18 protein-coding genes, 1 tRNA gene and 3 pseudogenes are annotated in these 24,446 nt (G+C 45.2%); 6 read left to right on the forward strand and 16 right to left on the reverse strand.

Annotated features, from left to right (window positions below):
- Nucleotides 1-6: 6 nt before the first annotated feature.
- Nucleotides 7-1,890 carry an amidophosphoribosyltransferase gene (locus GKD17_RS15160; protein ID WP_007832316.1) on the reverse strand — a complete coding sequence of 628 codons (1,884 nt, stop codon included), beginning with the start codon at nt 1,888-1,890 and terminating at the stop codon, nt 7-9.
- Nucleotides 1,891-2,058: 168 nt separating this feature from the next.
- The gene (gene glmS / locus GKD17_RS15165; RefSeq protein WP_007832314.1) at nt 2,059-3,903 is read right to left on the reverse strand and encodes a glutamine--fructose-6-phosphate transaminase (isomerizing); all 1,845 of its coding nucleotides are present in this window, start codon (nt 3,901-3,903) and stop codon (nt 2,059-2,061) included.
- Between the two features lie 367 nt (nt 3,904-4,270).
- Here glmS and gltB point away from each other — a divergent pair, with 367 nt between their 5' ends.
- The 6 genes from gltB to GKD17_RS15195 all read left to right on the forward strand — a co-directional run bounded on the left by gltB (nt 4,271) and on the right by GKD17_RS15195 (nt 13,420).
- Nucleotides 4,271-8,749 carry a glutamate synthase large subunit gene (gltB, locus tag GKD17_RS15170; RefSeq protein ID WP_007832313.1) on the forward strand — a complete coding sequence of 1,493 codons (4,479 nt, stop codon included), beginning with the start codon at nt 4,271-4,273 and terminating at the stop codon, nt 8,747-8,749.
- A 40-nt stretch (nt 8,750-8,789) separates the two neighbouring features.
- Nucleotides 8,790-10,130, forward strand: a complete 1,341-nt coding sequence (locus tag GKD17_RS15175) for a glutamate synthase subunit beta (protein WP_032935625.1) — start codon at nt 8,790-8,792, stop codon at nt 10,128-10,130.
- 16 nt (nt 10,131-10,146) lie between these two features.
- Nucleotides 10,147-11,817, forward strand: a complete 1,671-nt coding sequence (gene asnB / locus GKD17_RS15180; protein ID WP_007832309.1) for an asparagine synthase B — start codon at nt 10,147-10,149, stop codon at nt 11,815-11,817.
- 247 nt (nt 11,818-12,064) lie between these two features.
- Entirely contained in the window at nt 12,065-12,346 is a 282-nt protein-coding gene (locus GKD17_RS15185; protein WP_007832301.1) for an AAA family ATPase, read from the forward strand.
- The gene (locus tag GKD17_RS15190) at nt 12,304-12,522 is read left to right on the forward strand and encodes a P-loop NTPase family protein (RefSeq protein ID WP_117682147.1); all 219 of its coding nucleotides are present in this window, start codon (nt 12,304-12,306) and stop codon (nt 12,520-12,522) included. Before GKD17_RS15185 ends, GKD17_RS15190 begins: the two co-directional genes overlap by 43 nt.
- A gap of 73 nt (nt 12,523-12,595) precedes the next feature.
- Nucleotides 12,596-13,420: a carboxypeptidase-like regulatory domain-containing protein gene (locus GKD17_RS15195; RefSeq protein WP_007832297.1), complete on the forward strand. Its 825-nt coding sequence runs from the start codon at nt 12,596-12,598 to the stop codon at nt 13,418-13,420.
- A gap of 27 nt (nt 13,421-13,447) precedes the next feature.
- Here GKD17_RS15195 and GKD17_RS15200 read toward each other — a convergent pair.
- The 14 genes and pseudogenes from GKD17_RS15200 to GKD17_RS15260 form a co-directional block, all read right to left on the reverse strand.
- A tRNA-Thr gene (locus GKD17_RS15200) sits at nt 13,448-13,520 on the reverse strand.
- Between the two features lie 361 nt (nt 13,521-13,881).
- On the reverse strand, nt 13,882-16,242 hold the full coding sequence (locus tag GKD17_RS15205; protein ID WP_170272835.1) for a DEAD/DEAH box helicase: 2,361 nt from the start codon (nt 16,240-16,242) through the stop codon (nt 13,882-13,884).
- 105 nt (nt 16,243-16,347) lie between these two features.
- Nucleotides 16,348-16,437: pseudogene (locus tag GKD17_RS23860) on the reverse strand (PD-(D/E)XK nuclease domain-containing protein); the annotation flags it as partial.
- 243 nt (nt 16,438-16,680) lie between these two features.
- A pseudogene (locus GKD17_RS15210) lies at nt 16,681-17,083 on the reverse strand (HEPN domain-containing protein).
- A complete protein-coding gene (locus GKD17_RS15215; RefSeq protein WP_005851414.1) occupies nt 17,074-17,394 on the reverse strand; it encodes a nucleotidyltransferase domain-containing protein in 321 nt (106 codons plus the stop codon). The pseudogene GKD17_RS15210 and the gene GKD17_RS15215 overlap by 10 nt, the downstream one beginning before the upstream one ends.
- Before the next feature lie 178 nt (nt 17,395-17,572).
- Nucleotides 17,573-19,365, reverse strand: a pseudogene (tnpC, locus tag GKD17_RS15220) (IS66 family transposase).
- Between the two features lie 72 nt (nt 19,366-19,437).
- Nucleotides 19,438-19,773, reverse strand: a complete 336-nt coding sequence (gene tnpB / locus GKD17_RS15225; protein WP_007832275.1) for an IS66 family insertion sequence element accessory protein TnpB — start codon at nt 19,771-19,773, stop codon at nt 19,438-19,440.
- Nucleotides 19,767-20,129, reverse strand: a complete 363-nt coding sequence (locus GKD17_RS15230; RefSeq protein WP_007832273.1) for a hypothetical protein — start codon at nt 20,127-20,129, stop codon at nt 19,767-19,769. Before GKD17_RS15230 ends, tnpB begins: the two co-directional genes overlap by 7 nt.
- An 89-nt stretch (nt 20,130-20,218) precedes the next feature.
- On the reverse strand, nt 20,219-21,091 hold the full coding sequence (locus GKD17_RS15235; protein WP_235778212.1) for a YjbH domain-containing protein: 873 nt from the start codon (nt 21,089-21,091) through the stop codon (nt 20,219-20,221).
- Nucleotides 21,092-21,096: 5 nt separating this feature from the next.
- A complete protein-coding gene (locus tag GKD17_RS15240; RefSeq protein ID WP_007832269.1) occupies nt 21,097-21,372 on the reverse strand; it encodes a hypothetical protein in 276 nt (91 codons plus the stop codon).
- Complete coding sequence (locus GKD17_RS15245; protein ID WP_007832267.1) at nt 21,369-22,475, reverse strand: MraY family glycosyltransferase; 1,107 nt, start codon at nt 22,473-22,475, stop codon at nt 21,369-21,371. Before GKD17_RS15245 ends, GKD17_RS15240 begins: the two co-directional genes overlap by 4 nt.
- Before the next feature lie 227 nt (nt 22,476-22,702).
- Nucleotides 22,703-22,885: a nucleotidyltransferase domain-containing protein gene (locus tag GKD17_RS15250; RefSeq protein WP_007832265.1), complete on the reverse strand. Its 183-nt coding sequence runs from the start codon at nt 22,883-22,885 to the stop codon at nt 22,703-22,705.
- Nucleotides 22,886-22,956: 71 nt separating this feature from the next.
- Nucleotides 22,957-23,733, reverse strand: coding sequence for a glycosyltransferase family 2 protein (locus GKD17_RS15255; RefSeq protein ID WP_007832264.1), 777 nt, complete (start codon nt 23,731-23,733; stop codon nt 22,957-22,959).
- Nucleotides 23,730-24,443: a LicD family protein gene (locus tag GKD17_RS15260; RefSeq protein WP_007832263.1), complete on the reverse strand. Its 714-nt coding sequence runs from the start codon at nt 24,441-24,443 to the stop codon at nt 23,730-23,732. The genes GKD17_RS15255 and GKD17_RS15260 overlap by 4 nt, the downstream gene beginning before the upstream one ends.
- Nucleotides 24,444-24,446: the final 3 nt, after the last annotated feature.

A 24,446-nucleotide genomic window follows, 5' to 3' on the forward strand; every position in this document is an offset into this window, starting at 1 on the left:
TATTCTTTAGAATTGATATACTTTTTCTATATAATCTATAAACGCCTGGTTCACCAGCTTCACTCCACCCGGAGTAGGATAATCCCCACTGAAATACCAGTCGCCCGTATGGTTGGGACATGCTTCATGCAATCCTTCCAATGTCTGATAAACAATCTCCACTTTAGCTTGCGTACCTTTCGGAGTGAGAAGTTCCACCATTTTTGCCGCAATCTCCTCATTAGTGAAAGGAGCGTAAATCTCTTTCACATAATTCACCATCTGCTCTTTGGGTAACCCCACCTGGTCTTTCGATTTGTTGTAAGCACGGGCTATTACATCTTTCATATCTCGTTCTTTCAATAAATCGATAGCAGCCTTGAAAGCGATAAACTGATCCATGCTGGCCATATCAATACCATAATAGTCCGGATAACGCACCTGTGGAGAAGAAGAAACAATGACGATTTTCTTCGGATGCAGACGATCAAGAATACCGATAATGCTTTGTTTCAATGTAGTTCCCCGGACGATGCTGTCATCAATAATAACCAGATTATCGACATAAGGTATCAAACTACCGTAAGTGATATCGTACACATGGGCGGCCAGGTCATTCCGGCTGTTGCCTTCGGCGATAAAGGTACGCAGCTTGATATCCTTGATGGCCACTTTCTCGCTACGGATACGCCAGGACAGGATTTTTTCCAGTTCCTCGTGATTGGGATGATGTCCCAAAGCCTCTATCTTCTTTACTTTCAGTTCATTCAGATAATTGTCGAATCCTTCCAGCAGTCCATAGAAAGCCACTTCCGCCGTATTGGGTATAAAAGAGAATACAGTATGCTCCACATCATAGTCTACCGCTTTCAAGATAGGATTCACCAGTTTTTCACCCAGCAGCTTTCTTTCTTTATAAATATCCATGTCGCTTCCCCGGCTGAAATAGATTCGCTCGAAAGAACAAGCTTTCTTCTCTTTCGCCCGGTTGATCTGTGCCAGATGCATCTTTCCGGTCTTGCTCATAAGGATGGCCTGTCCCGGTTGCAATTCATTGATGCTTCCGGCAGGTACATTCAAGGCAGTCTGAATGACGGGACGTTCGGACGCCAATACCATGATTTCATCGTCCATGTACCAGAAAGCCGGACGGATGCCCCACGGATCGCGTACCGCAAAAGATTCACCGCTACCGGTCATACCGCAGATCACATAGCCTCCATCCCACTCCTTGCTCGAAGTCTTGAGGACATTGCCCAAGTCAATGCGGTCTTCTATGGCGTGAGTGATATTCATACCCTTCAGACCTTCCTTCTCACATTCCACATAGAGGCGCTCCACCTCACGATCCAAACGGTGTCCCACTTGTTCCAACATAATATATGTGTCGGCATATTTACGCGGATGCTGGCCGTCAGCAGTGATACGTGCGAAAATCTCATCCACATTGGTCATGTTGAAATTGCCGCACAGTGCCAGATTCTTGGCACGCCAATTGTTACGACGCAAGAACGGATGCACGTAGGAGATACCGCTTTTTCCGGTAGTAGAATAACGCAAATGACCCATGTACACCTCTCCGGCAAAGGGAAGGCATTTCTTGGCGTATCCGGCATCATGCAATTGTTCGGGCGCCAAATCCTTGAAATGATTTTGCACCGTACCGAATATCTCTGTTATCGCCCCTGAACCTAAAGCTCTTTCACGGAACATATATTCTTCACCGGGATTGGCCTCCAGTTTGACACAGGCCAGCCCGGCGCCTTCCTGTCCGCGGTTATGTTGTTTTTCCATCAGCAGATACAGCTTGTTCAAGCCATACATCCAGGTTCCATACTTTTCCTGATAATATTCCAGCGGTTTCAGCAGTCGTATCATAGCGACCCCACATTCATGCTTTAACGGTTCCATGCTCTCTCTTTACTCCTTAAATTAATATATCATTTTCAGATTCTTATAAAAACATCCCAAAGGTATGACAAGACCTTCTGTCGTTTTTCCAAACTTACGGCACATCTTTCAAGAATTATGCCGGAAACTTCCGGGAACTTCCTGCATAATCTCCGGCAGCATTGCCTTCTATTCTACTGTTACCGACTTCGCCAGATTTCGTGGCTGATCCACATTTTTCCCTTTGCAAATGGCTACATGGTAGGCCAATAACTGTAAGGGGATCGTAGCTATCAACGGTTCGAGGCACTCTAATGTTTCGGGCAACTCAATGCAATCATCAGCCAACTTGCTGATTACCGTATCTCCTTCTGTGACCAAAGCGATTACTTTTCCCTTCCGCGCTTTAATTTCCTGTATGTTACTCATTATCTTTTCATACATCGCATTATGCGTAGCTACCACAACAACAGGCATTTCGGCATCAATCAATGCGATAGGTCCATGTTTCATCTCAGCTGCAGGATAACCTTCAGCGTGAATATAAGATATCTCCTTCAACTTTAACGCACCTTCCAAAGCTACCGGAAAACTGTAACCTCGTCCCAAATAGAGGAAATTATGTGCATAGGTGAAGATACGCGACAGTTCCGCTATCTTGGGATTACTGATCAGAATCTTTTTTATTTTAGCCGGAATCACAGTCAATTCCCGAATCACTTCCAGGTATTTCTCATCCGTCATGCTCCCTTTCTCTTTTGCCAGGGTCAGCGCCAGCATGGTCAGCACAGTTACCTGTCCGGTAAATGCCTTAGTAGACGCCACTCCTATTTCCGGTCCTACATGAATATAAGAACCGGTATCTGTAATGCGCGGAATGGATGAACCTACCGCATTGCATATACCATAAATAAAAGCTCCTTTCTCTTTCGCCAGTTCTATGGCAGCCAATGTATCGGCCGTCTCGCCCGATTGCGAGATAGCTATTACCACATCATCTTCATGAATCACCGGATCACGATAGCGGAACTCGGAGGCATATTCCACTTCTACCGGAATACGGCAGAAACTTTCTATCAGTTGTTTCCCTATCAATCCGGCATGCCACGAAGTTCCGCAAGCCACAATTACAAAGCGACGAGCCTTGAGCAGACGTTCCTTATGATCAATAACCGCCGACAGTACTACTTTATCACCGTCCGCATTGATGCGTCCACGCATACAGTCGTTAATACAATCGGGTTGTTCGAATATCTCCTTCAACATGAAATGCGGGTATCCTCCTTTCTCCAGCTGTCCCAGATTCATTTCCACCGTACGTACTTCGGGATTTTGAAGCAGGTTATCCAAATTGACGACTTCCAGCGCCTTGTCTCTGCGAATCACCGCTATCTCCCCATCTTGCAGATACACCACTTTATCCGTATACTCTACAATCGGAGTAGCATCCGAGGCCAAAAAAAATTCATCCTTCCCTATCCCTACCACCAGCGGACTGCTTTTACGGGCTGTAATAATCTCATCGGGATTATTCTTGTCAAGCACCGCTATGGCGTATGCACCAATCACCTCATGCAGAGCCAACTGAACGGCAGTAAGTAAATCTAAATGGTTGGAAAGCTGGAAAAATTCAATTAGCTGGACAAGAACTTCGGTATCTGTACTACTTTTAAAGATGAACCCTTTTTTTTGTAGTTTTTCTTTCAGGGTAGCGTAGTTTTCAATAATACCATTGTGGATAAGAGCAAGATTCTCGGAAGAAGAAAAATGAGGATGGGCGTTAGCCTGGCAAGGCTCTCCGTGAGTAGCCCATCGGGTGTGGGCAATACCAATTGTACCGGAAACGTCTTTTTGGGAAACAAAAGCTTCTAGGTCTGAGACCTTTCCTTTCGTCTTATAGACGTTCAACCTCCTTTTTTTATCAATCAATGCGACTCCTGCGCTATCATAGCCCCGGTATTCCAACCGCTTCAGGCCTTTTATGAGGACAGGGTAAGCATCTCGTTTTCCAATGTAGCCTACTATTCCACACATAATTTATATAAGTATATGTTCTGATTTGACTGCAAAGATACAAATATCAATTAACATAAATGCAATAAAAGACCATAAATAATTGACGAAAGCGATAAAAAAGTAAGAATATAAATCGAAAAGAAATGTTTTATCCGTTTTTAAAATAAATATGAAAACTTACATTATCAAAGCAATTTCGCCAAATCATGTTACGATTTAAAAGTAATAGACAGGCAGAATAAACAATATGTAAGCATCAAAAGCAGAAGAGCATCTTTTTACTAACACAGCTCATTTATTTTATAGCAAAAAGAAATAAATTATTTACCTTTGCAAAACAAACTGAAATACAAATCAACATTATTACAAACTAAAGACAGTCATAATGGTAAAAAGAGAACAAAATGGTCTTTATAATGTAACCAACGAACATGATGCTTGTGGTGTAGGTATGGTAGTCAACATTCATGGCAATAAATCACATGAACTGGTAGACTCCGCATTAAAGGTACTGGAGAACATGCGCCATCGAGGTGCGGAAGGAGCTGACAACAAGACCGGCGACGGCGCGGGAATTATGCTACAAATCCCCCACGAATTCATCCTCTTGCAAGGTATCCCCGTACCCGAGAAGGGAAAATACGGAACCGGACTAATATTTCTGCCAAAAGATGAAAAAGAACAAGCCGGTATCCTAAGTATTATGATTGAGGAAATAGAACGGGAAGGACTGACACTGATGCATCTGCGCAATGTGCCCACTAATCCCAATTGCTTGGGCAAAGACGCACGAGCCACCGAACCGGATATCAAACAGGTGTTCATCACCGGAGTGACTGATGTGGAAAACTTGGAACGTACCCTTTATGTTATCCGTAAAAAGATTGAAAAACGTGTCCGGCATAAAGATTTCTATATCGTTTCACTATCGGGCAAAAACATTATATATAAAGGGATGCTTTCGTCCATGCAGGTACGCGAGTACTTCCCGGACTTAACACAACCTTACTTTACCAGTGGACTGGCATTGGTACACTCCCGCTTCAGCACCAACACATTTCCTACATGGAGTCTGGCACAGCCTTTCCGTCTGTTGGCGCATAATGGTGAAATCAATACCATCCGCGGCAACCGAGGATGGATGGAAGCACGCGAAAGTGTCCTCTCCTCTCCGGCATTGGGGAATATCAAAGCCATCCGCCCCATTATTCAGCCAGGTATGAGCGACAGTGCCTCACTGGACAATGTGCTTGAATTTTTTGTGATGTCGGGATTGAGTCTGCCCCATGCCATGGCGATGCTGGTTCCCGAATCATTCAATGATAAAAACCCTATCAGTGAAGAGTTGAAAGCGTTTTACGAATATCACTCCATCCTAATGGAACCTTGGGACGGACCTGCCGCGTTGCTGTTCAGTGACGGACGCTTTGCCGGAGGAATGTTGGACCGCAACGGCCTCCGCCCTGCCCGTTACCTCATCACCAACAATGACATGATGGTAGTGGCCAGCGAAGTAGGCGTGATGGATTTCGAACCGGGAGAGATTAAAGAAAAAGGACGTCTGCAACCGGGAAAAATACTGATGATTGACACTGAACAGGGTAAAATATATTATGACGGAGAACTGAAAGAACAATTGGCATCAGCCCGTCCTTATCGCACCTGGCTGTCTACCAACCGCATCGAACTCGATACCTTGAAAAGCGGGCGCAAGATAGACAACCGGATAGCCGGTTATGACCGTATGTTACGCACCTTCGGCTTCTCGCGTGAAGATATAGAACGTACCCTCATACCAATGTGTAACACAGGGGCCGAACCTGTCGCCTCTATGGGTAACGACACGCCGCTGGCAGTTCTCTCGGACAAACCGCAGTTACTGTTCAACTACTTCCGCCAACAATTCGCACAGGTTACCAATCCGGCTATCGACCCTATCCGTGAAGAATTAGTCATGTCGCTCACCGAATACATCGGCGCCGTAGGAATGAACATTTTAGTACCCAGCGAAAGCCATTGCAAAATGGTACGTCTGCCCCATCCCGTACTAAATAACACCCAACTGGACATTCTCTGCAATATCCGATATAAAGGATTCAATACCGTGAAACTCCCCATCCTATTCGAGGTGAGCAAAGGAAAAGCCGGACTACAGGAAGCGCTGAGTAATTTGTGCAAACAGGCCGAGCAATCCGTGACCGACGGAGTAAACTATATCATTCTAAGCGACCGTTCTGTTGATGCGGCTCATGCCGCCATCCCGTCACTGCTGGCGGTAAGCGCTGTTCATCATCACCTCATCTCGGTTCAGAAACGCGTACAAACCGCATTGATTGTAGAAAGCGGCGAGATTCGCGAAGTGATGCACGCCGCCCTGTTACTGGGATATGGTGCCAGTGCCATCAATCCGTACATGGCCTTTGCCGTACTGGATGAACTGGTGAGAAAAGGCGATGTGCAGATGAATTACGAAACGGCCGAAAAGAATTATATCAAAGCCATCTGCAAGGGCTTGTTTAAAATCATGAGCAAGATGGGTATCTCTACGATCCGTTCCTATCGGGGCGCGAAGATTTTTGAAGCCGTAGGGGTCAGTGAGGAATTATTGAGAAGCTATTTCGGCACACAGACATCCAGCATCGGAGGTATTCGTCTGGAAGAAGTCGCCAAAGATGCCATCGCCCTGCACGATGCCGGATTCTCTCCGAAAGAAGTGAGCGACATTTTACCGCATAACGGACTGTTCTCCTTCCGCAAAGACGGAGAACGGCATGCTTGGAATCCGGAAACCATCTCCACCCTGCAACTGGCCACCCGACTGGGCAGCTACAAAAAGTTTAAGGAATTCACCTCTATGGTAGATGAAAAAGATTCCCCCCTCTTCCTGCGCAACTTCTTCGGGCACAAACGAAACCCTATTGATATTGAAAAGGTGGAGCCGATAGAAAACATCGTGAAACATTTCGTGACAGGAGCCATGTCCTTCGGTGCTATCAGCAAGGAAGCACATGAGGCGCTGGCACTGGCCATGAACAAACTGAGTGCACGCAGCAATACAGGTGAAGGTGGTGAGGACAGCGAACGCATTACAGGCACTTACGAAGGTATCTCACTATGCAGCAAGACCAAGCAAATAGCGTCGGGACGTTTCGGAGTCACCACCGAATACCTGGTCCATGCCGAAGAGATCCAGATAAAGGTAGCCCAAGGCGCCAAGCCGGGAGAGGGAGGACAACTACCGGGATTCAAGGTAGATGAGGTAATTGCCAAAACCCGCCACTCCATTCCGGGCATCTCACTCATTTCCCCTCCGCCCCACCATGACATTTATTCCATCGAAGATTTGGCCCAGTTGATATTCGACCTGAAAAACGTAAACCCACAGGCACGAATCAGTGTGAAACTGGTAGCCGAAAGCGGGGTGGGAACCATCGCCGCCGGCGTGGCCAAAGCGAAAGCCGATCTGATTGTCATCTCGGGAGCTGAAGGAGGAACCGGAGCGTCACCTGCCTCAAGTATGCGGTATGCAGGTATCTCGCCCGAAATAGGGCTGAGTGAAACGCAACAGACGTTGGTACTGAACGGACTCCGCGGACAAGTTAAACTGCAAGTGGACGGACAGTTGAAAACCGGACGGGACATTATCAATATGGCTTTGCTAGGTGCGGAAGAATTCGGTTTCGGTACCACCGCATTGATTGTACTAGGATGCGTCATGATGCGCAAATGCCACACCAACACCTGTCCCGTAGGCGTGGCCACCCAAGACCCTGAACTCCGCAAACATTTCCGCGGACACTATGAATATGTAGTGAATTATTTCACTTTCCTGGCACAGGAAGTACGCGAATATTTGGCCGAAATGGGATTCACCCGGTTGGAGGATATCATTGGACGGACAGACCTGATTGAAATACAACAAGCGCCAAGTGAGAAGAAATCCTCACTGCTGGATTTCAACAGACTGTTGCACCGGGTGGACAACGGGGCTGCCATACACCATGTCATGGAACAGAAGCACGACATCGCCCATGTAAAGGATGTAACCATACTGGCCGCCGCCCGGGATGCCATAGAAAACGGAAAAGAGATTTCCCTGGAATACACCATCGCCAATACGGACCGCTCGGTAGGCGCCATGCTGGCAGGGGCGGTTGCTAAGAAATACGGGCAGGCAGGACTTCCCGAACAGACCATCCACATTAAATTCAAGGGTTCGGCAGGCCAAAGTTTCGGTGCGTTCCTGACCCACGGCATCAGTTTCAAGCTGGAAGGTGAAGCAAATGACTACCTAGGCAAAGGGCTGAGTGGCGGACGCATTGCAGTACTGCCTCCCGTGCGTAGCAATTTCGATGCGGAAAAGAATACCATCGCCGGAAATACCCTGCTGTATGGCGCTACCGATGGTGAGGTGTATATCAACGGACGAGTGGGTGAACGCTTCGCAGTCCGCAATTCCGGAGTGACAGCCGTGGTAGAAGGTGTAGGCGACCACTGTTGCGAATATATGACTGGAGGACGAGTTGTGGTACTGGGAGAAACCGGACGGAATTTCGCTGCTGGGATGAGTGGCGGTGTGGCTTATGTATGGGACAAAAACCACAACTTCGATTATTTCTGCAACATGGAAATGGTGGAGCTCTCGCTTATCGAGGAGGCATCTTACCGGAAGGAACTGCATGAACTGATCCGTCAGCATTACCTCTATACCGGTTCCAAACTGGCACGAACAATATTAGATAACTGGAATCACTATGTGGATGAATTTATCCAGGTAGTACCTATCGAATATAAACGAGTATTGCAAGAAGAACAAATGCGCAAGCTACAGCAAAAAATAGCTGATGTACAAAGAGATTATTAATACATCACACAAATTATCAACAAAGAAATACAACAAAGATATGGGAAATCCAAAAGCATTTTTAACTATACCGCGTCAGGAAGCGGGCTACCGTCCCATCCACGACCGGATATCAGATTATAGCGAGGTAGAACAGACTCTGAACAGCCGTGACCGGAAACTTCAAGCCTCACGCTGCATGGACTGCGGCGTTCCCTTCTGCCACTGGGCTTGTCCGCTGGGCAACAAGCAGCCCGAATTCCAAGATGCCCTTTACAAAGGCAAATGGGAGGAAGCCTACAAGATATTGAACGAAACCAACGATTTTCCTGAGTTCACCGGCCGCATCTGCCCCGCCCTCTGCGAAAAGAGTTGCGTGCTGAAACTGAGCATGGACTCTCCCGTCACCATCCGCGAGAACGAAGCGGCCATTGCCGAAGCAGCCTTCCGCGAAGGTTACATCAAGCCCCGGAACATTGAACGCAACGGACGGAAAGTAGCCATTATCGGCGCCGGGCCCGCCGGACTGGCCGCCGCCAACCAGCTCAACGGAAAAGGGTACACAGTGACCGTCTTCGACAAGAATGAGGCTCCCGGCGGCCTGCTACGTTACGGCATCCCCAACTTCAAGCTGCACAAGCCCATCATCGACCGCCGTATCCGGGTGATGGAAGAAGAAGGCATCCACTTCAAAATGAACAACGATGTGGATGTGCGGCAACTCCCCGAAGGTTTTGACGCCTACTGCATCTGCACCGGAGCTCCGACCGCCCGTGACCTCCCTGTCACCGGACGCGAACTGAAAGGCATCCACCCGGCACTGGACATGCTGGCGCAACAAAACCGTATCCTTGCCGGCATGACGTTCCCGAAAGAACAACTGGTTACTGCCAAAGGGAAAAAAGTACTGGTCATCGGCGGAGGAGATACCGGCAGCGACTGCATAGGGACCAGCAACCGGCAAGGTGCCCTAAGCGTCACCCAAATAGAAATCATGCCCCAGCCGCCCGTAGGACAGAATCCTGCCACTCCATGGCCCCAATTCCCCGTCGTACTGAAAACCACCTCTTCTCACGAAGAAGGGTGCAGCCGCCTATGGTCTCTCGCCACCCGTAAGTTTTTAGGCAAAAACGGTAAAGTGTGCGGTGTGGAAGTGGAACCGGTGGAATGGACTCCCGGTCCCGACGGCGGCCGCCCTGTCATGAAGCCCACCGGAAAGGTGGAAGTGATTGAAGCCGACCTGGTTCTTCTGGCAATGGGATTCCTAAAGCCCGAACATCCCCAATTCGCCGAAAACGTATTCGTAGCCGGCGATGCAGCAAGCGGAGCCAGCCTGGTGGTACGCGCCATTGCCAGCGGACGGAAAGCGGCAACGGACATAGACAGTTATCTCAATAAATAAAGCAACAAATACAATTATGTGTGGAATCGTAGGAATATTCAAGATAAAGCAACAAACGCAAGAACTGCGTCAGAAAGCATTGAAAATGTCACAAAAGCTCCGCCACCGCGGGCCGGACTGGAGCGGCATCTACGTAGGCGACTCTGCCATCCTGGCCCATGAACGCCTCTCCATCGTAGACCCTCAAAGCGGAGGGCAACCCCTATATAGTCCCGACCGGAAACAAATCCTCGCCGTGAACGGAGAAATCTACAACCATCGGGATGTTCGTGCAAAGTACGCCGGAAAATATGATTTCCAAACCGGAAGCGACTGCGAAGTCATCCTTGCCCTTTACCGTGACAAAGGTATTCACTTCCTCGAAGACCTGAACGGCATCTTTGCCTTCGCCCTTTATGATGAGGAGAAAGACGATTTCCTCATTGCCCGCGACCCCATCGGAGTCATACCTTTATATATAGGTAAGGATAAGGACGGCAAAATATACTGCGCCAGCGAGTTGAAAGCCCTCGAAGGGTTCTGTGATGAATACGAACCCTTCCTTCCCGGCCATTACTATTGGGGAAAAGAAGGCAAGATGACCCGCTGGTACGTCCGCGACTGGTTTGAATACGAAGCCGTGAAAAACAACAATGCCTATTCCCAGGACATACACGACGGACTGGAAGAGGCCGTTAAACGCCAACTGATGAGTGATGTGCCCTACGGCGTACTTCTTTCCGGCGGTCTGGACAGTTCCGTCATCTCTGCCATTGCCAAGAAATATGCAGGCAAACGGGTAGAAACCGACAATAAAAAAGATGCCTGGTGGCCTCAGCTCCATTCCTTTGCTATCGGTCTGGAAGGTGCGCCCGACCTAATAAAAGCCCGCGAAGTGGCCCGCTTTATCGGAACCGTGCATCATGAAATCCACTATACCATCCAAGAAGGATTGGACGCTATCCGCGACGTCATTTACTACATCGAGACTTACGATGTCACCACCGTTCGCGCCTCTACCCCGATGTATTTGCTGGCACGCGTCATTAAAAGCATGGGAATCAAAATGGTGCTGAGTGGCGAAGGGGCTGATGAAGTGTTCGGCGGCTATCTCTATTTCCACAAAGCTCCTACAGTCCAAGCCTTTCATGAAGAGACCGTGCGTAAACTAGGCAAGCTCCACCTCTATGACTGCCTCCGTGCCAATAAATCCCTCGCAGCGTGGGGAGTGGAAGGCCGAGTGCCTTTCCTGGACAAAGAATTTTTGGACATAGCCATGCGCCTCAATCCCGAAGCAAAGATGTGCCCCGGAAACACCATTGAAAAGAAAGTCGTTCGCAAAGCCTTTGCAGACATGTTGCCCGACAGTGTAGCATGGCGACAGAAAGAGCAGTTCAGCGACGGCGTGGGCTATAGTTGGATTGATACACTGAAAGCCCTTACCGCCGAAGCCATCAGTGACGAGCAAATGGCGCACGCAGCCGAACGGTTTCCTATCAATACACCGCAAAACAAGGAAGAATATTACTATCGCAGCATCTTCCAGGAGCACTTTCCCAGTGAAAGCGCAGCCCGCAGCGTGCCAAGCGTACCCAGTGTGGCATGTTCTACCGCCGAGGCCCTTGCATGGGACGCCGCCTTCAAGAACATGAACGAACCAAGCGGACGGGCCGTGAAGGGAGTGCACGAAGAAGCATACGATTCATAATATGGCAACGTGAATTCGATTCCGACAAATTCATGCATATCTTTAACGCTTCTCTTACAGCATTCATTAAATGAAGAGATGCTTTGCACCCCGAACTTTTGCGCAGCCTTGCCTCCGAAAAGAGGAAGGCTGCGCGGTGCTTTTGTCAACGTTTTCGAAATAGAGTGGAAAAAACAGCCCTTTCCATGCTGGGTATCAGAAAAAAATGGTGTAACTTTGTATAGCTATAAAAAAGAGAAGAAGAAAGATGGAAACAAAGAAAGCGACTCAAATCCCTTACGGCATCTCGGACTTTGTGCGGATGCGGACTGAAAATTATTATTATGTGGACAAGACCATGTATTTGCCCCTGATTGAAGATACAGCCAGCTATATCTTTATGATACGTCCGCGCCGTTTCGGAAAAAGCCTTTTCTTAAGCATGATGAAAGCCTACTATGACATCTTGCAAAAAGACCGTTTCGAAAGTTATTCAGCGGACTATGGATTGGTAAGAATTCCACCGACCAGCGCAACCGTTTCCAGGTGATTTATTTTGATTTCTCAAAGGCAGGGGTTTCATTGGAAAGACTGGAAAAATGTTTTGAGACTTATTGCAATGTTGTCCTCTACCTGTTCATAAAGGATTACGCTTCTTATTATTATGATAATTTTGAAGAAAAGTGCTGTATCTGGCTCAAGGAACCACGTTACATAAAGTCCTGATACAGTTCAAAGGATGGGAAGTGGTGAGAAGTGAAAAAGATACACATTAAAAACACAATTAACAGATAAAATAATGAAAACACCTTTTATTCCTAAATTGATTCTCCTTTTTATCCTATTTTTTCTTTATTCTGCTGGATATGCACAACAACGGGATTCAGTAACCATACGCGGACAAGTAACAGATTATAACGGACAACCCATTGACAGTTGTTCCATCTTTTGGCAAAGCCCCTCTTTTGATGACATTAAACAAGCCATCACTGACAAAAACGGATACTACACCACCCGTATTCCTAAAGGAAAGTATCAAAGTATGGGAGCTATCAATATGTCTACCTACCCACATACCGTAAAACCCGGACTAGCGGAAAAAGACCAACGTCTCGAATTTTGGGCATGGAATTTCATTGCCGATCGTGATACCACTCTCAACATTCGCTATCATCGTATGGAAGTCTATGGACTACGTATTTTCCACATCCCTGGAGGCATGCCCACCTATCAGATATATGTTCGCCCCATGAGTCTGACCCGTACCCTGCAATGGCAAAAAGAAGAAAAATCCTCACTTGTACATGCACAGGATCTTAGCAAGATTGAGCAAACAGGTTTAAGCAAACAAGCCAAAGGCGTTTTGCTGGCACCATCGGCTGACAAACTAAAAGCTATCGTTTGGATAGATGGAGAAGAAGTACCTGTTCTGATGAAACAAGAGATAAAAGAGTACTTCGATGCTACCGAATACGGCAATGCCTATCTGCTGACCGTGGATATGCCCAGACACCAGAAAAATATTCTCTCCTACCGAATATTTAAAGTAGAGTTAACTGATTTAGAGAATGGTGACCGTGGAGAAGGGCTTTATTATATGGAAAAAGAGAACTATATAAAATAAAAAGAAGCGGTATTCTACCGCTTCTTGAGCCGAAACCGGGACTCGAACCCGGGACCTATTCATTACGAATGAATTGCTCTACCAACTGAGCCATTTCGGCAACTGTTTTTTCTGCAATATCGGGTGCTTTTCTGAAAAAGCGTTGCAAATATATATCTTTCTTTCGAAATAAAGAAACTAAAAGCGGATAATTTTTCAGTTATCCGATTTTGTTATGTCAATTGATGCCGGATTTATTGGTAGGCTTCTTCATGTATCCCTTTCATGGCCCATCCGCTTGGTTCGTTTATGTTCTTGAAAGCGGTATCCCACGTAAGAGCTTCAACGGTAGAATTGTTTTCTTTTATGTAAAGATTATAACATCAAGGCGTAAAAACTATTTTACACTAATTGCTCTCCTCATCAAATACCCGTGATATACTGAAATTTACCCACTCCATACCCAAACAATTCAATATCCGTCAAAGTTTGATGGTCTTTACCTTACCCGGAATGATGGTCAGATGCACCGTTCCATCCTTTTCTATCTCCACCTTCTGATATCTGGCCTCCACCACCACTTTTCCATCCAGCGCCATCACCCCCCACTGGCAGGCATTCCCTTCAAAAGCACAATAACCGCCTACAGGAATACAGATATTCCGGTAACAAGGAGGCACTACGATACGATCTCCCCATTTCAGCCCCCACTTCATCCCCATCCGGAAAGGAAGGACATCTTTTATTTCCTCCAGCCTCTTCCGCCTTTTCTCTTCCTCATTCTGTTGCCGTTCCCGCTGTACGCTCTCCGCACGCCGCCCGGCTTCCTTCCTCAGACCTTCCACCACGGAGGCAAAATCCGCTTCGCCCGCCTTAGGAGCATTACAAGCTATATACCGCTTCCCCTTTCCTTTCTCCACATGATAATAGCTTCCTTCCCCGTCCATCACCACAATGCTCCGATCCGCCAAACAACCACAACACCAGTACACCTCTTCATCATCCCCTTCCAGCACGCAGGCGAAGACATCAAATATAGCAGACCACACAGGATCAACTAGCCGGCAAGACTTCGGAACACGGTAATCCGGTATCTTCAAGTAGAAACCATAAAAACAAAGACTGTCTTTGTGCAAACCATGCATAGAGGTATACGCCTTCCGCGTGCGGCTATGGAAAGTCTCCCCCACCCGCAGCAACTCTATGCCGCCGTATGAAAAAACCACCGGCCTCTCCTGATAAGTTCTGTTTGTCTTCAAATCGGTATAACAGTCACTCCCATCCTCTTTGGTGACAGAAAGAAGTTCTCCCTTCAGGAATCTCAATCTCCGGCAACAGCCTGTCACCACCATGAGGACTCCGGACTTATCCACCACCCCTGTCCGGCCATCTTTAAAACGGACAGCAGCCCGGTTTGCACAAATATCAAATACTTCCCGGTATTGAGGAATCACTGTGATTTTGTTCCCGCACCTCAAGCCCCACAAACCACTCTGCCGGTCATGACAGGCTTTCAAGGCCGTCCGTTGCTCCCCACCGGCCGGACCGTCCTCTCCCAGACGAACCAAGTCCCCGTTCCGGACAGCATCCAGCAGACAGTTGTGTGTCATCACAATTTCCAGTCCTTCATTCCGTTTGCTATCTTCCGATAGCGAACAAGACACAGACAGCCCGTTGTTCTCCATCCGTGTCCGGGGCTGAACATTTCCTGCCATCCGTCCTTCGAACATCGCCTCCCAGTCACGGTCACGGACAGGCAGACCGAATATCCGGTGCAATCCCACATTATCTATCAGCACACATGATTCCTTATTATCCGACTTCCGCAGCCCCCGGCCCACCTGTTGCAGGTATTTCGCCAACGAAAGCGTGGGACGTGCCAGCTGCACGAACTCCACATCGGGACAGTCAAAACCTTCGGAAAAAATATCCACATTGACCAACACGCTGATCTTTCCCCGCCTGAAATCCTCTACCAGTTCCTTGCGTTCCAGAGCGGGGGTCCTGCTGTCGATAGCAACAGACTCCACGCCATGCAGGCTGTAATAAGCCGCAATCTGTCGGGCGTGTGCGATGCTCACGGCATAGACTATCCCTTTCTTCCCGGCGGCATATCGACGGACGCTCTCATACAATTGGCGGATACCGGTCTCCCGGTTCAGCACCGCATTCATTTCCTTCACCTGATAATCCCCGTCCGCACCCCGCTTCTTCAACGAGTCAACCAGCCGCTGTTCCCTGCTGTTCGCACGGATGGACACATAGTCAAAGGACGACAACCAGCCCTTTCCGATGAATTCCGCAATACTCCATGAGGTAATCAGGGTATCAAACAAATCCGTGAATCCCTTGCGGTTCAGCCGGCAGGGAGTAGCAGTCATGCCCAGTTTCCTCGCCTCCGGATATCTCTTCCAAAGCTCCCGGTAGGTTTCCGCCAGGGCATGATGCGCCTCGTCAATGACGATCAAATCCGGCTGTCCGTCCATAATCTTCCGGTTTCGTGACAACCACTGGATAGACATCACCCTCACACTTCCGTCCTCCCTCCACATTCCATAACGGGAAACCGTCTCCTCTATCTGCTCCACCAGTTCCCGACGATGCGCCACAATCCATACCCGGGTACCAGAACCACACAAGAACTCCCTTACTATGGCAGACAGCAGGTGTGTCTTTCCCGTGCCTGTAGGCATCTGTACCATCACACTCCGGTGAAGCTCCCACTCTTCAAAGAGCCTGAGCTTCATCTCCTGCTGGTAGTCACGAAGACAATCGTTCTTGCTCTTGCAATACATTATACGGATGCCAGTCGCTACCGACAACAAAAACAAGGAAGGCCGCATACGTTATCGCATACAGCCTATAGTAAATATTCTATCTTTATAAATTTATTTTATCAGCGGTTATGAACTGTTCCTCCACCGAATTCAGACAGGACCTATTATTGTCTATCCCTCTATAATCCAATCACTCAAAGTGTGACTTTCCGAGTCAAAGTTTATCCCCACCTTCACTACGGGAAGTCCGCAAAACGGAAAAGAATAAAGGTAACGAACGGTAACCGTCATATTATAAGTATCCAACCCCTATGGCAATAGTCCTTATCTCCTGTATTCACTGGGGTTTGGGATGTATCGTAAGATTGAATTGTAAATATTTGATTTTAGCCACTGAAAAGTGCCTAAAAAACATTTGAGCTAATAATTTAAGCGATTTCTCAACGATTGGCCCATGCCAATCCGATATTATGAAGAAGGGTAAGATTAACAAAATGAAACATACTATTCCACCAACGATAATAAACTTTTCATCTTTTTGATTAAAAGTTCAGTTCGGTTAAAAAGAGGTTTTACATCTTCTTCAGCCCAATCGAACATGTCATCATAATCACCGGCATGACGCATATTCTGTAAACGAGAGACCAAACGCATCTCATCTTTGTCCAACCCCTTTAGTTGCAAATTCCTGCCCCAACAAACAAATTACACCGCTATGGGTCTTAGATGTAAAACCTTTATCTATCAATAATGCGGAAGCCATGTGGAAGACAGCATAATACAAACGATTTGCAACCAAATTCCAATGATTCATGGTAGCATTGTCCGAAGCTTCAATAAAAACGCTATCAGCCTTTTGAACACGGTAAGCAATAATAGATTTCTTTTCTTCTATACTTAGTGGCATAATTCAATTCCCTCCTGTTCTACATTCTTATAAAAAAGAGTGAAACTCCGTCTTTGCCAATCTGTATAAGTATATATCAATGGATTGATATCCGCACCGATTTTCCAACCTAATTCAACCAGTGGATAAGCTACACGGTCAAAATCTTCATTATATATGCGAGATTTGTCCAATAAAATAAGAATATCCCAATCGGACTCATGATGTGCATCCCCACGAGCCTGAGAACCGAATAAAATGACACGACTCCCTGAAGGCATCACCTGACGAGCCGTTTCACGAATGGAATGGATAATCTCATTTTTTTGCATAATGGTATTAGCTTAATATATTGTATGACAAAGAAACAAATTATATTCCGCTTATCCAATAATGAAGCAATTATATTTTAGTTTTTTTATGTAAGCACTCAATTTAGGGCATACCCCTTCGAAAGGGCACTTTTCAGTGCCCTAAACTGAGTTTTGTTAATTAATTAGTCTTGTGAATTTAACATTGGCTTGTAGCCAAAGTGATTTTGTCAGGAACCATGTTAACATAATCCCTGCACCCGTTAAAGATATTTTTGAAAAAAGTTCCGATGAAGTTCCAGATAGAACTGCCATGAAGCTTTACCGTTCCAATCACACTGTGATAGGTTGCCGCCATCTCAGCACCAGCATCACTACCATAATGAAGTGAATTGTTGCGTTGAGTAGTCAGCTTTCGAATGGTTCGCTCAGCCAGGTTGTTGTCTATTGGTAATTCACCATCATCCAAGTAAGCAAAGATCTCTTTCCAGAACCGGTTCAGATAATTGAGAGCTTCTTATAATACTGACTTCTAAATTCTGAATCCTTTGTCAGTTCACTATCTAACAAGCTGCGCAACTCTATCAGAAGTTCCTTCGTTGCCAGGCTTTGCCTTTCTTGAAACCTTTCTTTTGGAGTTAATCCGGCATCATCGTATTTACGATCCCTCATAAAGAACTCCTTTAAAATTTCGGAAAAGCGTTCTGCATTCGGTTCACTACCCTGATTGGAAGCCTTGACAAACTTGTTCTTGGCATGTGACATACAAACTTGGTGTACAGTATCTTTAAACCGGCCTGATTTCAGCTCATTGCCGATAAATACATAAGCATTGTATCCGTCGGACATAATACTCTTCAATTCTGCATCGCCCAAAAAGTCTGTTAGTACATCACGACCACGCGAGCCATTCTCATAGAAGAAAATGGCTGTTTTCTGAGCCTTGTTGACCAGAACCCAAATGTAGCACTTCTTATAGTGATCGTATTTGCGCACTTTACACCAGGTCTCATCGCAGTTCACTATCGAATCTTTTTCCAAAGCTATAGACTTCAATACACAAACCAGTTCGTCCAGGTATGTCTTACCTTTCTTAAGCCAGTTGCGCAACGTGTTTTTAGAAATGGTCATGCCCATATCTGTCAGCCATTGGTGAAGAAGACCAAAAGTCACATTCTTTACATAAACTTCATAGGCAATAGCCTGCAGAAATTCAGGAGCAGCCTTAGTACCTTCAAAACTGGTTACTACCTCAGGATGACCCTCGGAAGGGAAATAACCCCACTTGGGCTTTTTACCAGGCTCTGCATAATGAACCATCTCGAAGCATTCTTCCATCAAGAAAGTACGAAAACTGAATACCCGTACCATTCTTCTTTCAATGATGCGACCGGGAAACTTTGTCAAATCGGAAGGATGCTCTATCGCCTCTCCAACTACTCCCATCCTTTTATAACCGTCAGGGCGATTGGATAAATCACGCTCTTTCTTGGAAGACTCTTTTACCTCTTGAGATGGAGCATGACCAACCGAATCCGTACGAAGCGTATCATCGGTTCCATCATAATCATCTTTCTCCTTCCAGCGGTCTGAATCACTTGTTTTAGCTTTAGATTGTATCTTTTGACGTCTATCACCAAAACGTTCCTGATGGGCATAATCAAGTCTTTCCTGAAGTGATTTAATCTTACGTTCAGCCGATTTGCGAAGTTTATGCTCTTCCGATAACCGATTCTCAAGGTCAGCATGTTTCGATTCCATAGAGGACACCTGAGCCTTCAGATCTTTCATCTGAGCCATAAAATCCTCCAAAACAAGCTTCATGGCATCACTTGTCAACCTTAAATCCTGATTCTGTTCGGCAAGGTATTGTATGTACCGCTCTTTCTGATCCTCTGCCATACCTGCACTATAATTTATAGGGTTGCGTGAGTAGGTTTCCCTACTCAACAACTCTCGTTTTGTTGTAATTATATCTTGCAGATCGATCATACTTAAACATTTGATTTACAACATTAAAGGTAATAAAATAATCGCAAAACCGCAAGTGGATAAATAGATTGATTATCTGATTTGTAATGTTTTAACTATAGGATTCTCAAGAATCAAAACCACGTCCTTCCAGGCAATCCGATAAACAGTATCTGCCCCGTTCCGCTCCACCTTCATGAACTGATAGCCTGCCACAAACTTCTTTTCGAACAGACTATATGAACGATTATCAAATGAAAACATACGGACTATTCTGCGATTGCGAGACATGACTATAAAGACGTCTCCATCATTGGGCTCACGGTGAAGCCGTTCACGAATGACAGACAGCACACGGCTGTGTTTACAACGCATATCGGTAAAATCACGGACATAATAAAAATGATTCAGACCGGTAACACTCAACATAACCCCTCCAGTTTCTCTACCATACGAACCAAATCCGGGTAGCTTAAATTCTTTTGGGACAAATGCAAGCCATTGCTGATACGAATCTCAACCCAAATACGAACAGGGTGATCAGTTCTGCCTGGTGATACCGGTTGAGGTTGATCAATGGCACTGGATTTTTCCTCATGACCGATTACAGGAGCACCATCAACCTGGACTTCAACTACTTTTTTCCGGGTATCCCTGTACCATTTCTGAAAGATGTTATAAGGAACTTTGTTCTTAACACAAAACGATTGGAGAGATTCTCCATGAGGCAAAGCCTCGGTCTGGTATTGAAAGTAAAATCTTTCAAGATCTTCACTGCTATACATAAATTCTAAAATTTTTGTTCGCAGCGAAGATAGAGGTTTCAATTATGAGCCAATTTTTGACTGCTTACCTAATAGAATAATTTATTTTATCATTTCAGATGAATCTTGAAATAAATGCCGCCGGAGAAGTATTTGCAACGGTTCAATTCTATTACAGCGTTGATGTAGTCTTTCCAAAAGCTGTATTCCATACCTACATTCATTTGATATTTCGGTCCATTGGGATTGAATGTCAAGTCCTCTTTCACATCTGTATAACCAGGAACAACCTCAGCCATTAAATTGACACCATTAACAGCTTTTCTTATCCATGAATCATTCTCTTTCAAATGGAAACAAAAGTTCACGCCCATAGCAGGATTATTCAGTTTATTGTCGAAACGGTTGCTGTATATCCACGATATGTGCGCACCTAACGTACCTATATTATCAAAATTGACATGTTTGGTTATTGCCAGATAATAACGATTCCAAAAGCCATTACCATAGTCTTGATTCTGCTGATTGGATAGGGAACCACCATTCGCCGAATCACCTATCGCATCATTGGCACCTATCACCACTTGAGGCGTCCATGGTTTCCACCAATCTTCCTTCCACACCCGTAAGCGAAAATGAAAAGAACGGTCCTGATTGGTGAACTTGCTATACGTAGATGGCACCCAATAGCCGGAGTTATTGCCATAATCCGTAGGAACTGCCTTATGACCAGTACACAGATATCCGGCTTCCAGCCAAGGAAAAATAGTTATATTGATATAATAGTTCCATGTATCATACCACCAACGGGGTACTGTAGCATGATGATTCAGCCAGTTACCACCTACCATAAAAGTCTTGTCACGCTGCATGTCGGCAGTAGGAAGATTCATCAATCCCGTCGTGCCATAATTTATTTGAGCCGTTGCCCCCTGTACTATCCACAAAAACAAACCGGCAAGACAACATCTTCCTATTTTCATATTCCTCATTCTTCGAACTTATTTTTTAACCGATACCGCTTCCACTTCTTTTTCTCTTCATGTTTCATCATCATCAACATCAATTTTACGTCCATAAAAAGAAAGTAAGTGCTACCCACCATCAATGGCAGCCACCAACCATATTCCTGCCAGACAGGCATCTCGTTTACCGCATAGTATACTCCTGCCACCCCCAGCCAAAACAGCAGGGTAAGGGCCAGCATACGTTTCCATATCAGTTTTACTGCAAAATGATAAAGGCGGAAAGAAGGAACAATCATATTTGGGAAATATTGCGTCGTGAAATCAACTTACTGATATAAAGATTCATCAGTGTCCATACGGCCACATCACAGAGGAACAGCACCGTATTGTTCAGATAGCTTACCAGAAACACATTGGAGGCACAAAACAAAAACGAAATGCATAGAATGGAAATCATCGCTTTACGCGGTGTGAATCCCATGGCAAGAAACTTGTGATGAATATGTGTCTTATCCGGCATAAAGGGGTCTTTGCCACGACGTACACGGCCTAGAACCACCCTTACCACATCCAGGCAGGGAACTAACAATACACTGAAAGATATCAATATGGCACCTTCATAATTAAAACCCGCCTCATACGTATTCATAGTGTATTGCACTGCCAGGAAACTTAATATATAGCCCAAGGTAAGACTTCCAGTATCTCCCATAAAGATTTTCCGTCCCCTGTCCGCATTTCCAAATACATTATAAAAAAAGAACGGAAGCAACACTCCCACGGTAGTAAAAGCCAGCAATGCACTCATCCATCTGTCATCAATGACAGCCAGTGTGCCAAAGACGGACAATGCTACCATACTCAGTCCCGATGCCAGACCGTCAATGCCGTCTATTAGGTTGATTGCATTGGTGATAAAAATCACGAGCACCAAGGTAAGAGGAACACCGATGAAAGGAGAAACCGCATGAATACCGAATAGCCCATAAAAATCATTGATGTACAATCCTGCCAACGGGAACATAGAAGCGGCAATCAACTGTACCAGAAACTTCTGACGATAGCGAACCCCTATCAAATCATCCGCAATACCCACAATGAACAGCAAGGTCAACCCCGTGCACATAAACAGAATTTGTACCCAATGCCGCGCTATGTCCACCAAGGAGACCCATCTTGTCATATAACAGATCCCTATCAGAAAAGTGCCAGTAAACAGGATAACGGGGAAAAAAGAAATTCCACCCAGCCGAGATACCGGTCTTTTGTGCACCTTCCGTGCGTCCGGAGTATCAAACAGACGTTTACGAAGAGAAATGATTAAAATACGGGGAATAATGATACGGGCAAGGACTACGGCTATCAGAAAACCGCAGAATACTACTACAATATTCAACATAATAAATCAGCTTGTTTTTTAAGTCTAGAATAAAATGAATGCTGCCTATGGAAGCACATAAAGCTTATAAAACCTTCATAAATAGATCTTTACAAGACAAAGTAATAAAAGTTATTTGAATAATTGACTTGCGGAATACACCCGAAGTATCAATATATATTGTTTAAACGAATCCCTAAAATTTATTATATCAATTTTGAAATGCATAAGTTTCTCCAACTCCTCTTTTATCTTTTCCAAAGTAAAAAATCAGATTTCTGAAGAGTGACAAATACATCCAAATCACTTGCCTCATCCTGTTGATTCCAAGCAAATGAGCCAAAAATCCCAAAAGGTTTAATTCCATATTTATAAGCGGAATCCTTTTTCAATCTTTTTAGAATAGATATAATTTCTATTGTACTCTTCATTTTCTTATAACTGATGTTTCTTGCAAGGAAAAGAAATAGCTTCCTGTTTTCCCAATAAAATGCAGATTTTCCTAACGGCTTACTGATTTATGCAGCAAAAGTTCCCCCACCTTATATATATACCTAATTCCCAAAAGAAACACATTGGTATAAATGCCATTTTCACGGAACGCACGTAGATGCTCTTTCATAATCCATTTGTGTGAAACTACTCCCGAAGTACTGACTCCGCCCATTCGCATCGTCACCATATCTATCGGCAAGTATTTTATGCTGATATTGCCTTTATAAATCACTCGAAGTAGAAACTCAAAATCTGCTGCAATCCGATAATCCGTCTTATAACAACCGAACTTTCCAAAATATTTCCTTCGCAAATAAAAGGAAGGATGAGCAGGCATAAAACCAAAACGCATCAGTTTCCTTTTAAACACCTTCGAAGAATAATAGCGGACGCATTTATCCAACTTATCCGGATGTACAAAATGAACATCACCATAAACGGCTGCCAAGCGGTCATCCGTTTCAAAAGCCCGTACCACCTGTGCCAGCACATCTTTTCCGGTAAAGAAATCATCCGAATTAAGAATGCCCACCACATCACCGGTAGCCATCCTGATTCCTTTGTTCATGGCATCATAAAGTCCTTTATCCGGTTCGGAGATCCATCTTAAACGCCCGTTAAACTTCGGTTCGTATTCCTTGAGGACATCGATTGTGTGGTCTTTGGAAACACCATCTACAATGATGTATTCTATATCAAGGTGAGTTTGAGAAAGGACAGATTGAAGGGTGGAAAAAAGTGTGTTGCCGCTGTTGTAAGTGACGGTAATGAGAGAGATTGTCATTCTTCTATTTGTGGTAATAATTGTCCTAAGTTTTTATTCAATCTCATGCAGCATTTAGTATATAATGCTCTTTCTGATCTTTTTGCAATTAAAGAAAAAAGCCAATCGGGCAAAACATCTTTTAAATGCTCTTTTACATTAAACATTGCAATTTTCCATTTGGGCATTTGATAATTATTCCATTGTAACGGAATGCGCCAATCTGCGCCGTACTCCCCCACCAAATACTCTTCATAATCTAACGGAACAGGAAAAGATATTCCCTTAAATTCTATTTGAGCTGTATTTATAAGATGCTTTTCTACATTTACCCAACCTGAACAAATCCTATATCCTTCCTGCCAAGGACGATAAAAATAGAAATCAATATATTCGCCTTTTCTCATAACAGAAAGAAGATCTCGTCTATCATAACGACAAACTCGAAATCCCATTTTCATCAAGTCAGGCAATATATTCCAAAGAGCATTACGGTCTTCATCGAGAAAAGCAAGATCAATATCCTCGTCATGGTCTATAAAATCATGTTCACGAACAACTCCCAACAGAGTTCCGAAAGCTAGCTGAAATTTAATCCCGTTAGCATCCAATATAGATTTAAGAAGACATAAGTTTTCAAATGCGATTTCCTTATCAATACGCTTTACACCTGGAAAAAGAGGAATGGTCTTATAACGAATAGCCCCATGAGAAGTCATAACACTAGGCATAAT

Origin of the sequence: Phocaeicola dorei, from assembly GCF_013009555.1 — a bacterium.
Classification (GTDB): domain Bacteria; phylum Bacteroidota; class Bacteroidia; order Bacteroidales; family Bacteroidaceae; genus Phocaeicola; species Phocaeicola dorei.